The following is a 14,537-nucleotide window of genomic DNA, read 5'->3' as shown; positions in this document are numbered from 1 at the left end:
TTCATCGCGCCTCGGTCGACGGGATTTCAACCTGCTCGGCAGGCAAGCGCCCGCTCACCACTTCTTCGGCCAGGCCGAACGACAGCGTCATGCCCAGGCCGCCTCCGCCCACGCCGTTGACGATGACGACGCCCGGCTCCGCTTCGACCACCAGCTCGCTGCGCTGCCCATCGGTGAGCTTGGCGTAGCTGCCGTGCCAGCTTTGCTTCACGTGCCAGCTCGGAAGATCCAGCACGCTGCGCAGATAGTCGACGATCTTGTGGTTGATGGCGCTTTCGTCGAAGGGCTCGTACGTATGCCCGTACTCATGCGAGTCGCCAACGGTGATTTCGCCCAGCCCGTTCTGCGCTGCCATCACGTGGATGCCCAGCGCCAGCAGGTCGGCGTATTGATCAGCAAGGCGCTCGCGCAGGCGGTCAATGCTGGGCGTGGCGTGGAAGCCGCTGTAGTGCGCCATGGTGAGGCCGCCGCACACGACCGGACCCAGCTTGAACGGCGCGGGCTGCGCCTCAAGCCGCAGCATCTGCAGCTTGCACTTGGTGATGGCAAGACGTTCGAACAGTTCCGGATACAGGGTTTCGAAATCCGTACCGCTGGCGACATAGATCACGTCGGCGGTGTAGCGCCGGCGACCGCTCCACACATAGGGATGTTCGATGCGCGTGATCGCCTGTCGCCAGTGGAACTCGACGCCATGGCGCTCCGCCAGCCAGGCCGGCAGTTTGCGGATCGCTTCGCGCGGATCGACCACCATCTCATCGGTGCTCAGCAATGCGCCACGCAAGTCGGCGGCCACGACGCCGGGCGCCTGCTCGCGCACCTGTGCAGCGTTGAGCATGCGGCATGGTCGCAGCCCCTCGTTCATCGCCGCGTATTCGTTCATCACCGCCCACTCGTCCGCGTGGAACGCAGCGATCAGGCTGCCGCTCGGCGCCTGCCAGGTATCGGTGGCGTTGCAGAATTCGCGCCAGATCTCGCGCGAACGCAAGGCACGTGCATACAGCGGCCCGTTCGGCACGCCGATCGGCCAGATCGTGCCGAAGTTGCGCACCGAGGCGCCTACCGCGCGCTCATGGCGATCGAATACGGTGACGCGGTAGCCGTCTTCCGCCAAAGCGCGCGCCATGGCCAACCCGACGATGCCTGCACCGATCACGATCGCGGTGCGTGTTTCCGACTTGCTCATAGACGGCTGCTTTCCATCTCAAGAGGTGACAACGATGCCGCTGCGTGTCCGTTCTGTTGGCCATGCCGCCAGAACCAGCGCGCAGCCAGCGCGGTAAGCACGAGTCCCAGCAGGCTGCTCGCCAGCACGGCGCGTTCGAAAAACTGCGTCCAGTTGAGCTGCAAGGCGAGGAACTGGCGGACCAGCAATACCGCGACGCTGCCCAGGTAGCCGGAGGCATCGGCGATATACATCACGAACGACGCGGTGCCGCTGATGCGGAAGGTGGCCATCAGCCGCTCGAAGAACATGCCGTTGAGCGGGATGTAGCCAAGGTAGAGACCAAAACCGACCAGCGTCATCCACAACAGCGGTGGCAGTTCGCCGTGGGCGAACAGCAGCGTGCTGATGCCCGCGCAGCACAGGCCGCCGCCGATCAGTACATGGTTGAGCATGAAGGCGCGCATGTTGTCCCGTACGAGGGTCAGCGACGCGGTAAGCATCAACACGCCGATCCCAATCGGCGTATCCACTTCACCGAACACGATGGCGCTGCGGCCGTAGCCCAGGTCGCGAAAGATTTCGGTGTCGAAGTTCTCGCGGAAATCGCGCAGCACGGTCAACAGCACGTACAGCGGCACGATCAGCAGCAGGCCCGGCAGAAAGCGGCGCACGAAGGCGTGCCGAGCCTCGCGATCCATGCGTCCACGTGGTGCGCGGGCGGCAACGTCGTCGGCGCTGGGCGGCGGCAGGCGCGTGAGTACATGCAGCGACAACAGCAGCGGCGGGATGAACACCAGGCCGGTGAGAAACGGCATCCAGTGCTCGCTGACGCCGGCCAGCAACATCGCCTTGCCCACGCCTTTGACTACGCCCGAGGCGAAGATAAAACTTGAGGCGAGGATGGCGCCCATCAGCTCCGTCGCCTGCCGACCCTCGATGTATCCAAACACCAGGCCCCACACCATGCCCAGCGGCAGGCCATTGAGGAACAGAAACACGATCCCCGGCACCGGCGGCGACAGCGCAAAACCCAGCAGCGCCAGCCACGACAGGCCGATCAACACCAGAATCGCCACGGCGCGGCGCGATGTCTGCAGCTCGGGCACGAGTCGGATGCCCCACACCTTGCTCAGTGCGTAGCCCATCACCTGGGCGATCACCAGCCAGATCTTGTAGTCGACGCCCAGCCAGCTCATGCCCTCGTAGCTGCCGGCGCTGAACGGTTTGCGGAAGGCATACATGCACGAGTAGGTGCAGAACGCCGCAAAGCCCGCGACCAGCGGCAGCATCGAGGGCGACCAGGGCGACCACGCCCGGCGCGATGGAGGCAAGCGCATGGGTTGCGTCACGCCGGGTTCGGCCGGCCGGCACGAACGAGCAAAGCGGGCAGCTCATCCAAGCTGTCGAGCACGGCATCGGGCTGATAGGCCAGCAACTCGTCGCGGTGATAAGCGCCCGTCGTCACCGCCACCACCAGGCCGCAGCCCGCCGCGCGACCTTCGCGAATATCCACTTCGGTATCGCCCATCTTGATGACGCGCGTGGCATCGCTGACGCCGCACGTCGCCATCAACGCGCGGATCATGTCGGGCGCGGGCCGACCCTGGGCAACGCGATCCGCCGAGATCGCGGCATCGATCAGGCCGCGCTGGCGCCAGCCGAAGCGTTCGATCAGGCATTCGGCGATGTCTTGCGAAAACGCCGTGTTGAGCGCGATCTTCACGCCCTGCTGCCGCAACCAGGCGAACAGCTCTTCTGCCCCGGTCATCGGGCGCACGGCGTCGTGTGTCCGGTAGCAATCGAGCATGCGCTGGACGAAATCCGCGTGCACCTGCGCCACCTGTGAGTCGTCCGCCGGCAGGTCGTGCGCCGCCAGCAAACTGCGAATGGCGGCCGGCTTGGTGTAGCCCATCAGGGCTCGCAGATCCGCCAGCGACGCGTGGCAGCCAGCCTGCGCCAGCGCGTCCTGCAGCGCCTGCGCCACCAGGTCCGGATCGTAGACCGTGGTGCCGGCCATATCGAAAACCGCCAGTTCGAACGTCATATCGCCTCCCGTGATGGAGAGGCATGCTGGCGAGCGGCGATGGCGCGCCGGTGACGCGGACATCGACAGTCGGCGCCGACTGTCTAGTCAATGCGGCGCAGTGGGAATCCCGTCACGCGCGACGCCAAACATCAGCCTGGATTGCGCACCCAGTCGAGGTAAGGCGCATGCCCCTCGGTCACCGGCACCGCGATCAGCTCGGGCAACTCATAGGGATGCAGGCTGAGCAGGCGCTCTTTGAGCGCGGCGAACTGCGCGGCCGTGGTCTTGATCAGCAGCAGTTCTTCATTGTCGGTGACCACCTTGGTCTTCCAGCGATAGGTGGACGACACCGCGGGGATGCGGTTCACGCAGGCAGCCAGGCGTTCGCCCACCAGGGCCTCGGCCAGGTGCTGCGCGCTGGCCACATCGGGACAGGTGCAATAGCAGAGCAGGACGGTTTCAGACATCACGACCTCGACATCAATCCGTAGTGGGCGAATTTCTCCAGCACCGCGGCCACCTCCTCATCGGTGAGCATGACCGGCGTGCCGACCTGCAAGGACAGGGCGTACTGGCGGGCGAGATTTTCCACCTCCACGGCGCGCCACATGGCCTGCGCCAGCGAACTGCCCAGCGCGATCATGCCGTGGTTGGCCATCAGGCAGGCCAGTCGGCCCTCCAACGCTGCCACCACGGCATCGGACAGGGCCTGGGTGCCATAGGTGTGGTAGCCGGCGCAGCGGATCGAGTCCCCACCACCCACGGCGATCATGTAGTGGGCGGGCGGAATGTCCCGGCGGCACATGGCCAGCGCCGTGGCATAGGGCGGGTGCACGTGGACGATGGCCTGGGCGTCGGGCCGGGCCAGGTAGATGTCCCGATGGAAGCGCCACTCGCTGGAAGGTCGCTGCGAGCCCGGCCACTGGCCGTCCCGATCCACCAACACGATACCCTCCACCGTGATCTCCTCATACGGCGTGCCGCTGGGCGTGATCAGAAAACCCTCGCCGCAGCGGGCACTTAGGTTCCCCGAGGTGCCTTGGCTGAGGCCGCTCACGGCCAGCCTGGCACCCTGGTTCACGAGCTCCTGGCGCAGCGTAGGCTCATCGCTCACGGGCGGGTCCTGGTGGGGGGCAGGCCGGCATGGTCGGCCGTCCGCAGGCCTCTGTCGATAGCACGATCGGTGACTTTTCGGCCCAATGCGCCTTGAAAGGCCCCCGCCGCTCCCCCATTGGAAGACTCAGCCATCGGACGGGCGCCTCTTGCAGGGGGCATTTGCGTCGTTAGAATTGGCACTCACCTCCGGGGAGTGCTAACAAGCGCCACCCAGGCGCCGCTCCGGGGTCCCGAATCTTGTTCAACCATCCAAACGAAGCTGGAGCCCACCCATGAGCAAACTGCGTCCGCTGCACGATCGCGTCATCGTCAAGCGCCTCGAAGAAGAGCGCGTCTCCGCTGGCGGTATCGTCATTCCCGACAGCGCCACCGAAAAGCCGACCCGCGGCAAGGTCATCGCTGCCGGCTCCGGCCGCATCCTGGAAGACGGCAAGGTCCGCCCGATGTCCGTGAAGGAAGGCGACACCGTGCTGTTCGGCAAGTACGCCGGCCAGGAAATCAAGATTGACGGCGAAGAGCTGGTCTTCCTCAAGGAAGACGACATCGTTGCGGTGATCGAAGGCTAAGCGCCTCTCCCGCACCTCTTCCCACCTACTCAACGCATTTGAAGGAATTACGAAATGGCAGCTAAAGAAGTCCGCTTCGGCGAAGACGTCCGCGCACGCATGCTCAAGGGTGTGAATACCCTGGCCAACGCTGTGAAGGTCACCCTGGGTCCGAAGGGCCGCAACGTGGTGATCGAGAAGAGCTTCGGCGCACCGACCGTGACCAAGGACGGCGTCTCCGTCGCCAAGGAAATCGAACTGGCCGACAAGTACGAGAACATCGGCGCGCAGATCGTCAAGGAAGCCGCTTCCAAGACCTCCGACGTCGCCGGCGACGGCACCACCACCGCCACCGTGCTGGCCCAGGCGTTCATCCAGGAAGGCCTCAAGGCCGTCGCTGCCGGCATGAACCCGATGGATCTCAAGCGCGGTATCGACCAGGCCGTCAACGCCGCGGTTGCCGAGCTGAAGAAGCTGTCCAACCCGACCGCTGACGACAAGGCGATTGCCCAGGTCGGCACGATCTCCGCCAACTCCGACGCCAACATCGGCGACATCATCGCCACCGCGATGAAGAAGGTCGGCAAGGAAGGCGTGATCACGGTCGAGGAAGGCTCGGGTCTCGAGAACGAACTCGACGTCGTCGAAGGCATGCAGTTCGATCGCGGCTACCTGTCGCCGTACTTCATCAACAACCAGCAGTCGCAGCAGGTTGAACTGGACGACCCGTTCATCCTGATCCACGACAAGAAGGTCTCCAACGTCCGCGAGCTGCTCCCGGTGCTGGAAGCCGTCGCCAAGGCCGGCAAGCCGCTGCTGATCGTGGCCGAGGAAGTGGAAGGCGAAGCCCTCGCCACCCTCGTGGTCAACACCATCCGTGGCATCGTCAAGGTTGCCGCCGTGAAGGCGCCGGGCTTCGGCGACCGTCGCAAGGCCATCCTGGAAGACATCGCCATCCTCACCAATGGCGTGGTGATCTCCGAGGAAGTGGGTCTGGCCCTCGAAAAGGCCACGATCACCGACCTGGGCCGCGCCAAGCGCGTGGTGATCACCAAGGAAAACACCACCATCATCGACGGCGCCGGCGAAGCTGAGCGCATCCAGTCGCGCATCGGCCAGATCAAGGCGCAGATCGAAGAGACCTCTTCGGACTACGACCGCGAGAAGCTGCAGGAGCGCGTGGCCAAGCTGGCTGGCGGCGTGGCCGTCATCAAGGTTGGCGCCGCCACCGAAGTGGAGATGAAGGAAAAGAAGGCCCGCGTCGAAGACGCCCTGCACGCCACGCGCGCAGCCGTTGAAGAAGGCGTGGTCCCGGGCGGCGGCGTCGCGCTGATCCGTTCGCTGAAGGCGCTGGAAGGCCTGAAGGGTCAGAACACCGACCAGGACCTGGGCATCGCCATCACCCGTCGTGCGCTGGAAGCGCCGCTGCGCGCCATCGTCTCCAACGCCGGTGACGAGCCGTCCGTCGTCCTGAACAAGGTGAAGGAAGGCAACGGCAACTTTGGTTACAACGCTGCCAACGGCGAGTTCGGCGACATGATCGCCTTCGGCATCCTGGACCCGACCAAGGTCACCCGTTCGGCCCTGCAGTTCGCCGCCTCGGTGGCCGGCTCGATCATCACGACCGAAGCGGCCGTGACCGAAGTGCCGAAGAAGGACGAAGGCCATTCGCACGGAGCGCCGGGCGGTATGGGCGGCATGGGCGGCATGGACTTCTAAGTCCTCGCCTCCAGGCATCGCAACAGAAGGAAAACCCCGCCTCGTGCGGGGTTTTTCTTTTTGGCGGAAAGAAAATTCAAAAAAATGGCGCTGACCATTTCCGTTTTGACTCGCCTGGCCGTCTTAGTCCTTGTCACAGTCACCATGCGGGTCGGCGAGCCTTGAACGAACGGAATCTTCAGCCAGGAGAGGAGCCCCTGGACGCCGATCTGGTGTTCGCCGCTAGCGGCTGCGCTTACGCGGCGCAACGCTCCCTGGAGCGCGAACTCTGGTGGGCGGGCTTGCCCGACCCGCAGGTGACTGGACCCAAGGAGAGTGCGGCCAAGGAAGGCCACCCTGGGCTGTCCGTATGGTGGCGTTCGTTGTGGGGACGCACCGATTGGCGTGGGCATCTGGGGCAACGCGTGCTGGCAGCGGCGAAATACGTGGCGCGCGCGCTATCGATGCCGGTGTTGCACCAGTGGTACCTCGCGTTCCTGCAGTCGGACCCGCTGTTGCAGGCCTGCGTGGACCGCGATCCGCGGCTGCAGGAGCGACATCTGCATCGTTTCGTCAATCGTCAGTGGCATCGCGTGGATCGCGTGCTGGCCGTGCAGGCGCACTACCGGCTGTTGCTGCAGCGCTGGTCGGCGGAGCTGTTCGAGGCGGTGTACGTGGGCGGCCGCGCCACGCTTGGTTCCCTGCGGCTCAAGGACGGCAGCGAACTGCGCCTGCATCTGTGCCCGAGTGTGCTCAAGTCATGCGAGGGCGAGCTCACCGTCGAGCTGACCGATGCGTACGACCGAACGCTCTATCGCCTAGTGATGACGCTAATCGATGACGACACGCTGGCCCTCGGCTGCATCCAGGGGCCCGCCGGCGTGGATGCGCGCGAGGTCGTGCGCGAGCTCACGCGCCAGATGCACGGCATGCGCCCCAAGCAGCTCTTGTTGGTACTGGCGTATGCATTCGCGGGCCAGTGCGGCCTGCGCCGGATCCTGGCGGTCGGCAACGTGGCGCACCCGTTGCAGGGACGCACGCGGATGTTTTCCGATTACGATGCCTATTGGCTGGAGCAGGGTGGTGTCGCCGTGCAGGGCGGTTGGTTCCTGCTGCCGGCCAGGTTGCACCACCGCACGGAAGTGGAGACGGAAAGCAAGCGCCGCGCCATGTTCAGGCGCCGCGCGGAGCTGCGCTGGGAAGCGGTCAAACTATTGAATGACGCATTGCGCCCGGTACCGTGGTGGCGCGATGCAACGGAGGCAGCGGCCGATCCGGCATCGTTGCCGCCGCTCCCCGACGTAACCAGGGCAGCCTAGTGGATAGACCCTCCAACACGCCTGCCAACGCGGGCGTGAACCTTGATCCGGCGTTCGCGATGCGCATCGCGGACCTGTTTCGCGATCACAACCGCGCGCTCGTGGCGTTCCTGCAGTGCCGCCTCAACTCGATGTCGGATGCCCAGGAAGTCGCGCAGGAGGCCTACGTGCGCCTGGTGACCATGGACCGGCCGGAGCAAGTGGATTCGCTGCGCGCCTACCTGTTTCGCATCGCCTCCAACCTGGCGGTGGATCGCCTGCGCGCGCGCCAGGTGCGCACCGATCATCCGCCGCTTGCACCGGACGAGGACCTGCACCTCGCACCCATTCCCGAGCGCCACGTGCACGCCACGGGTCAATTGCAGCAGCTGTACAAGGCGTTGCGCGAGCTGCCGATCAAGACCGCGCGCGCGTTCGTCATGCACGTTATCGATGGCCGCGAGATCAGTGCGATCGCGCGGGCCATGAAAATCAGCGAGCGCATGGTGCGCTATCACGTCGCCAATGCCCTGGCTCATTGCCGGGCGCGGGTGGACGAACCGGAGATGCCATGATGGCCAATACTTCCAAAGAACAAACCTTGCGCGTCGCCGCCGACTGGTGGGTACGACTGCGCGATCCCGCTGCCACGGACCGGACGACCGAGCAGTGGCTGGCCTGGGCCGAAGAAGACCTCGAGCACCTGGCGGCCTTCGAACGCGTGACCGAGCTGGCGGCACGGCTGCATGCGCTGGGCGAGGTCTCGCGCGAGCAACTGATCGCCGAATTTGCGCCAGCGCATGTAGTTGCGCGTCGCTGGTGGTTGCCGGCCGCCGCCGCGGCTGCGCTGGTGCTGGCGGTTGGCGGTTACGTCGGCTGGGGCGCCTGGCAGGGCGCCGCCACGCCCGAAACGTATGTCAGCGCCCTTGCCGCGCAACGCAAGGTCACGCTTGAAGACGGTACCCGCGTGACGCTGGGCGGCGCCACTCAGCTGAGCACGCGCTTCAGTCGCGGGCGCCGCCTGGTGGAGCTGGCCGAGGGCGAGGCCTATTTCGAGGTGGTGCACGACGCCGCGCGGCCCTTTGAGGTGCGCGCCGGCGATGTGACCATCGAGGACATCGGCACGGCGTTCAATGTTCGCCGCACGGGCAAGTACGTCACCGTCGCCATGGCAGAAGGGCGCGTACGTGTAGCCGACGGCACCGGTGGCGCCCACAACAGCCTGGAGGCCGTGGCCGGACAGTCGGTGATCTACGATCCCTCGCGTGCGGCCATGAACCTGATTGCCAGCGACCCGGCCAATGCCGCGGCCTGGCGCCAGGAGCGACTGGAATTCGACAACGAACCGCTGGCGGTCGTCGTGGCCAATATCAATCGCTATCGCGCGCAGCCGCTGCAGATCGCCGATGCCGATCTGAAAGCGCTGACGTTTACCGGCACGGTCAAGACCGACGCCATCGACGACTGGTTGCACGCGCTGCCCCAGGTGTTGCCGCTGCAGGTGAATGACAGCGGCGGCCAAACGGTGCTGTCCGATGCACGTCGAAAACCGGCCCAACGATGACGCCGGCGTGCTGATCGGACAGCCTCTCGAAAGTCTGCGTTCACGCCGGTGACGTGAGCGCACAAGGGCCGCTGCGCGTGTCAAACTCGCGGTTTTCGCTTGCCATGAAGCGGGGACTATGAGGAAGCGTGCGAAGCTGCTGCTGTCGGGCGGCCTGTGGATGTTTGCGTGCCTGGCCGTGCCGGGCGCTTGCATCGCGCGCGCGTCGGTCATGTCGGACGCTGCGCCCATCGATTTCTCGATACCCGCGCAACCACTCGCCACCGCGCTGATCGCCTTTGGCAAGCAGGCCAATGTGCAGGTGCTCACGGCAGGTTGCACCATTGCGCGTTTTCGTTCTCTCGGCGCCACCGGCAACCTCAGCGCACCGGCGGCGCTTTCGAAGCTCCTTGAGGGCACGGGGCTCGTCTACGAGTTCACTGATCAGGGCACCGTGGTGGTGACCTTGCCCGCGCCTGCGGGGAGCACGGCATCGTCGAAACCGCGACAGGACGCCAAGCAGCTGACGCCGGTCGAGGCCAATGCCTTGCTCGGCCGCGACGTGGGCTTCAAGGCCTCGCTCACCAGCGTGGGTTCGCGCAACGACGCGGACTTGATCGACGTGCCGCAATCGGTGAGCGTGGTGACGCGCGAGCTGATGGATTCGCAGCAGTCGCTCACCGTGGAAGACGCCGTGCGCAACGTAGCGGGCGTGGCCTTCGTCGAAGGCTCCGACGGCCTGCCGTTGTTTCAGATCCGCGGCTTCTATACCGGCAACGGCCTCATCGACGGCATGCCCAACAGCAATGCCGGTTCCGGCGACTTTCCGCCCTTGATCGGCCTGGAACGCGTGGAAGTGATCAAGGGGCCGCAGTCCATCCTGGGCGATTCCACCGGCAACAGCTTTGGCGGCCTGGTCAACGTCACCACCAAGCAGCCGCAAAGCGAACCGGTGCACGAGGTCAGCTACACGCTGGGCCAGCAGGGCATGGTGCAGGCCGGCCTGGACATGACCGGGCCGCTCGGCCACGTGTCGGGGCTTACCTATCGGCTGGTCATGTCGGGCGATTACGCCGACCGCACGCCGCAGGGCTATCGCAATCGTCGCAGCGGCTATCTCGCGCCGTCGATCGGATGGACCAGCGGTGGCACGCAGCTGGTGGTGGGCGCGCAGCGCATCGTCAACCGGCTGCCGATACCCGACCATGTGGTGATGCTTGGCGACACACTGTCCAGCGCCACGCCGTTCGGCTTGCTCACTGGCAATGAGTACGACTACGCCAACTACCAGACCAACCGCCTCTACTACCTGCTCGACCAGCAACTGGGCAACGCCTGGACGTGGCGCAGCCGCGGGCAGTACGTCCAACAGCAGAACGACCTGCAGAGCTGGACGCTCTACAACCCCACGCCGATCGGCAACGTCTCGCCGTATGCGGAAGCCTATCGCTACAACGACACCTACTACTCGCTGCAGAACGATTTCATTCGAGTGTTCGGCATGGGTCCGGTGACGCATACGGTGACACTCGGCATGGACTATTCGCGTTCGCGCGTCGGCCACACCGACGACTTCTGGCATTCGTACAACGACGGTGCCTACAACCTGTTCACTGACGCCGCGCTGCCACGTGTCTCCGCGGTCGTGCAGCCGGAAGACAATGTCCCGCTCTCGGGCACGCCGTGGTCGGTGGACAACGGGCTGTTCCTGCAGGATCAGCTGGCGCTGGGCGAACGCTGGGACATGCTGGTGGGGTTGCGCCGGTCCGCCTACGAAGTGTCGACCACCGATGCGCAAGGCAATCCGTGGACGCCCAAGCGGATCAAGTGGGTACCCAATGCCGGGATTGTCTACAAGCTGACCCCCGATGTCGCCGTCTATGGCTTCACCAGCAATGGCTTCCAGCCGTTGTCCTATCTCGGGGAGAACGGTCGCCCGCTGGTGCCGGCACTGTCACGCCAGCTGGAGACGGGCGCCAAGTTCAACCTGTTCCACGAGCAGGCATGGCTGACGGTGTCGCTGTACCGCATCATGCTCGACCACAGCTATCTGTTTCTCGAAGCCATGCCGAACGTCGCCAGCTTCGGGCCGGGACAGACCAATCGCGGCGTGGAAATCGAATTCTCCGGCCGCCTCGCGCCCGGTCTGGATATCAGCAGCAGCTACACCAACGCCCAGATCACCAACCACGACGGCACGCAGCCGACCGGTGCGCCACGCCAGCGCTTCAACCTGTGGGCCAGCTACTGGTTCCAGGGGGGCGGGCTGCAGGGTTGGGGCATCGCCGGTGGCGTACAGGCGCGTGGCCGATCGCTGGGGCAGAGCGTCGACTACACCACTTACTACGATTCGCCGGGTCAGGCGGAAGTCGACGCCAATGTGTCCTATCGCACCGATCGCTGGCGCATGACGCTGGGCGTCAAGAACCTGTTCGCACGCGACTTGTATTCGGCAGACTTCAACGAAACCTATGTGCCGCTGCGCACGCATCGCAGCGTGATGCTGTCGGGCACGTACGACTTCTGATCGTTGCCCACGAAAAACCCCGGGAGTCGCCTCCCGGGGTTTGGGGTTACATCGTGCGTAGCGACTTACTGCTGGGCGGCGGCCGGAGCGGCTGCCTCGGTCTTGCCGGCGTCGGTCTTGGTGGCGTCCGTCGCCGCAGCCTTGGCCTTGTGGCCGCTGTGCTTGGCAGCCTTGTGCGCAGTGTCGGTGGTCTTGCTGGCGGCCTGATCGGTAGCCTTGGCCGTGTCCTTCGCTGCCGCGCCGGCGGTGGTCGCGCTGGCTTCGGTCTTCGTCGCTGCAGCGGCGTCCTGGGCAAACGCGGGAACGGTCAGGACGGAAGCGGCGGTGACGAGGAGAGCGGCGAGCATGGTCTTGCGCATGAGGTAAACCTCCAGTGTGGGAATGCCAGCGAAGGCGTTGCTTCGTGGCTGGAATCGAAGCTAGACGCACATCGCCATACCGAAGCTGAACCGAACAGGCTCCCTTTAGCGCGCAGACAGATCGCTGAATCGCGGTTATGAAGCAGCGGGGAAAGCGTTTTCGTACCGCTTGAAAAGCGTGGAAAACAGCCGCCACGCTCATTTCGTTTGGACGTCCATTCAATCGGCGACGTTAGATTGCCGTTATTGATGGGCGCCCGCCGACTCGACCTCGCCCGCCCGATTGAGTGGCGTCTCTTCGATCAAACCTGCCGTCTGCGCTTCCGCCTTGGGCCAGAGCGCGTCGAGCTTGCCCTTCATGCGCAGCAGGGCAACGTTGGCCATATCGTCGTCTTCCTGGTGCTCGGCCTTGTCTTCGGCTTCCGGCGGTGCGCCAGGTGCGTGCGTCAAGGCGGCCAGTTGCGGTGCGATCACCTGGGTCAGGGCAAAGTACGCATCGTCACGCACGCCGGCCTGTTCAAGCAGGCGGCCGGGCAGCATCCATGAGGCCAGCGCCTCATGCTTTGGCGCCGAGGGATTGCGTGGATTGACCAGCAGCCAGGTGCCGGCCTGGCTGAGCATGTCCTTGCCGTCGACAAACCCGGTGGTGTTGTAGGTATCGGTCAGCGCGGGCAGATGGTCGCCATAGAACAGCAGCAGGGTGGGACGCTCGCGCTGCGCGAGCAGGTCCGCCAGTCGGCCCAGCTCCTGGTCGGCATGTCGCATGTGGTACAGGTAAGTCTGCAGCTCGAGCTTGTTCTGGCCGGTGACGCCTTCGGGCACGGCGATCGCGTCGCGCTCGGCGGCGTGCGCCGGGGGCACGTCATAGGGGCCGTGCGCTTCGATGCTGATGGCAAACAGGAACTGGGGCGGCCCCGCATTCTTGAGCTGCGCCATGATTTCATCAGTCATCGCGCTGTCGGCCATGTACTGCCCGTCCATCGCGGCATGGGTGGGGAAGGACGAGCGTGACACGAAGCGGTCGAAACCGAGCGCCTGGAACGCGGTGTTGCGATTCCAGAAGCGCGGGTCGTTGCCATGCACCGCGATGGTCTCGTAGCCATGCGAGCGCAGCACGCGCACCATGCTCGGCACCACCTTGTGATTCATCTGCAGATACGGGAACTGCATGTCGTCGAAGTAGCGCAGCGACAAACCCGTCAGCACTTCGAACTCGGTGCGGATGGTGCCCCCGCCAAAGGTGGGCACGTGCAGCGGGCCGCTCTCGCCCTGTGCAGCAAGGCGGTGAAGATTCGGCGTGAGGTCGGCGTGCTCGAATCCCTTCATGATCGACGGATCGAAGAACGATTCGCTTTGCACCACGACGATGTCCGGTTCCTCGCCGTTGTTGCGTATCGGCGCCTGCAGATAGGCGCGCAGAGCAAGATCGGAGCGCTCGATCAGCTGCAGCGCGGCCGCCGGGTCAGGCTTCTTGCGCGCATGGCCCTGATGCAGGTGAAACATCATCAGCGAGCTGACCAGGCCCGAATGCTCCGCGGTGGCCGTGGCGGACCACGGTTCCATCCACAGATGGTGACCCCCATAGAGCTTCATCCAGCCGGGCAGGCCCGCGAACAGCGTGCCGATCAGCAGCAGCAAAGCCACACCCGATACCAGGCGCTTGCCGCGTGTGCGGCGAGCGAACATGGGCGGTTCGATCCGCCATGCGACGACGATGACGGCCATGGCAGCCAGCAGTGCCAGATACGGCCAGGGGCTGGTCGGCAGATAGCTGCCGAGCAACTTCAGGCCGCCGCGTCGGAGCTGGCCCAGCATGCGGAAGTCGGCGGGCATCAATGGTGTATTGAGGTTGCTCACCTTCAGCGCATTGATCGCGTAGAGCACCGTCTGCAGCAGGAAGGCGAGGCCGAACGACAGACATGCCCGGCGGCTCAACACCAGCAGCAGCGACGCCAGCAGCAGGCCGGGCAGGGCGTTGGCGACCAGGAACAGAGGTTGGCTGAGCGCCTGCATCGGGCCAACGCCGATGCCTCCGTCGACCAAACCAGTCAACAGCGTGAAAACCATGGCCAGCGCGAACACCAACGCAAGCCGGGCGGGCAGGGAGCGCGCACGCAGCGCGGCTGGAGTCGTTGAGGTGGTCATGGCACCCTGTGGGTTGGCTGTCATGGCTCGGAAACGGGAATGTAATGTCCTGGATCTGAACCAGTTGTTGGTGGAGCAGGCGTGTGTCCGTAACTGCCTCTATGGCAACGCC

Annotated in this window: 13 protein-coding genes; 6 read left to right on the top strand and 7 right to left on the bottom strand. The window is 65.0% G+C overall.

Annotated features, from left to right (window positions below; translation table 11 throughout):
• Nucleotide 1 precedes the first annotated feature (1 nt).
• The 5 genes from AC1DE1_RS17115 to AC1DE1_RS17095 form a co-directional block, all read right to left on the bottom strand.
• Complete coding sequence (locus tag AC1DE1_RS17115) at nt 2-1,186, bottom strand: TIGR03364 family FAD-dependent oxidoreductase (protein ID WP_477176639.1); 1,185 nt, start codon at nt 1,184-1,186, stop codon at nt 2-4.
• Nucleotides 1,183-2,505 (bottom strand): DUF5690 family protein, encoded by a 1,323-nt coding sequence (locus AC1DE1_RS17110; protein ID WP_477176638.1) that lies wholly within the window; start codon nt 2,503-2,505, stop codon nt 1,183-1,185. The genes AC1DE1_RS17115 and AC1DE1_RS17110 overlap by 4 nt, the downstream gene beginning before the upstream one ends.
• An 8-nt stretch (nt 2,506-2,513) precedes the next feature.
• A complete protein-coding gene (locus AC1DE1_RS17105) occupies nt 2,514-3,212 on the bottom strand; it encodes an HAD family hydrolase (protein ID WP_441604814.1) in 699 nt (232 codons plus the stop codon).
• Nucleotides 3,213-3,343: 131 nt separating this feature from the next.
• Complete coding sequence (gene cutA / locus AC1DE1_RS17100) at nt 3,344-3,661, bottom strand: divalent-cation tolerance protein CutA (RefSeq protein ID WP_441604813.1); 318 nt, start codon at nt 3,659-3,661, stop codon at nt 3,344-3,346.
• Nucleotides 3,661-4,308, bottom strand: coding sequence for a class II aldolase/adducin family protein (locus AC1DE1_RS17095; protein ID WP_441604812.1), 648 nt, complete (start codon nt 4,306-4,308; stop codon nt 3,661-3,663). The genes cutA and AC1DE1_RS17095 overlap by 1 nt, the downstream gene beginning before the upstream one ends.
• A gap of 274 nt (nt 4,309-4,582) precedes the next feature.
• Between AC1DE1_RS17095 and groES the strand changes: the two genes are divergently transcribed.
• The 6 genes from groES (at nt 4,583) to AC1DE1_RS17065 (ending at nt 11,921) form a co-directional block, all read left to right on the top strand.
• Nucleotides 4,583-4,876 carry a co-chaperone GroES gene (gene groES / locus AC1DE1_RS17090; RefSeq protein ID WP_121883670.1) on the top strand — a complete coding sequence of 98 codons (294 nt, stop codon included), beginning with the start codon at nt 4,583-4,585 and terminating at the stop codon, nt 4,874-4,876.
• A gap of 54 nt (nt 4,877-4,930) precedes the next feature.
• Complete coding sequence (gene groL, locus AC1DE1_RS17085) at nt 4,931-6,574, top strand: chaperonin GroEL (RefSeq protein WP_477166425.1); 1,644 nt, start codon at nt 4,931-4,933, stop codon at nt 6,572-6,574.
• Nucleotides 6,575-6,735: 161 nt separating this feature from the next.
• A complete protein-coding gene (locus AC1DE1_RS17080; RefSeq protein ID WP_477176637.1) occupies nt 6,736-7,872 on the top strand; it encodes a VirK/YbjX family protein in 1,137 nt (378 codons plus the stop codon).
• Entirely contained in the window at nt 7,872-8,426 is a 555-nt protein-coding gene (locus AC1DE1_RS17075) for an RNA polymerase sigma factor (RefSeq protein WP_477179155.1), read from the top strand. Before AC1DE1_RS17080 ends, AC1DE1_RS17075 begins: the two co-directional genes overlap by 1 nt.
• Nucleotides 8,423-9,415, top strand: a complete 993-nt coding sequence (locus tag AC1DE1_RS17070) for a FecR family protein (protein WP_477176635.1) — start codon at nt 8,423-8,425, stop codon at nt 9,413-9,415. The genes AC1DE1_RS17075 and AC1DE1_RS17070 overlap by 4 nt, the downstream gene beginning before the upstream one ends.
• Nucleotides 9,416-9,533: 118 nt before the next feature.
• Complete coding sequence (locus tag AC1DE1_RS17065; RefSeq protein ID WP_477176634.1) at nt 9,534-11,921, top strand: TonB-dependent siderophore receptor; 2,388 nt, start codon at nt 9,534-9,536, stop codon at nt 11,919-11,921.
• A 65-nt stretch (nt 11,922-11,986) separates the two neighbouring features.
• On the opposite strand, the gene AC1DE1_RS17060 is transcribed toward AC1DE1_RS17065, so the two are convergent.
• The gene (locus tag AC1DE1_RS17060; RefSeq protein WP_441604806.1) at nt 11,987-12,280 is read right to left on the bottom strand and encodes a hypothetical protein; all 294 of its coding nucleotides are present in this window, start codon (nt 12,278-12,280) and stop codon (nt 11,987-11,989) included.
• A 243-nt stretch (nt 12,281-12,523) separates the two neighbouring features.
• Nucleotides 12,524-14,425 (bottom strand): LTA synthase family protein, encoded by a 1,902-nt coding sequence (locus AC1DE1_RS17055; RefSeq protein ID WP_477176633.1) that lies wholly within the window; start codon nt 14,423-14,425, stop codon nt 12,524-12,526.
• Between the last annotated feature and the right edge of the window lie 112 nt (nt 14,426-14,537).

Source organism: Dyella sp. 05T440 (genome assembly GCF_056395965.1).
Note: the sequence above shows the minus strand (reverse complement) of the source record. Positions and strands in the feature narration are given on the sequence as shown.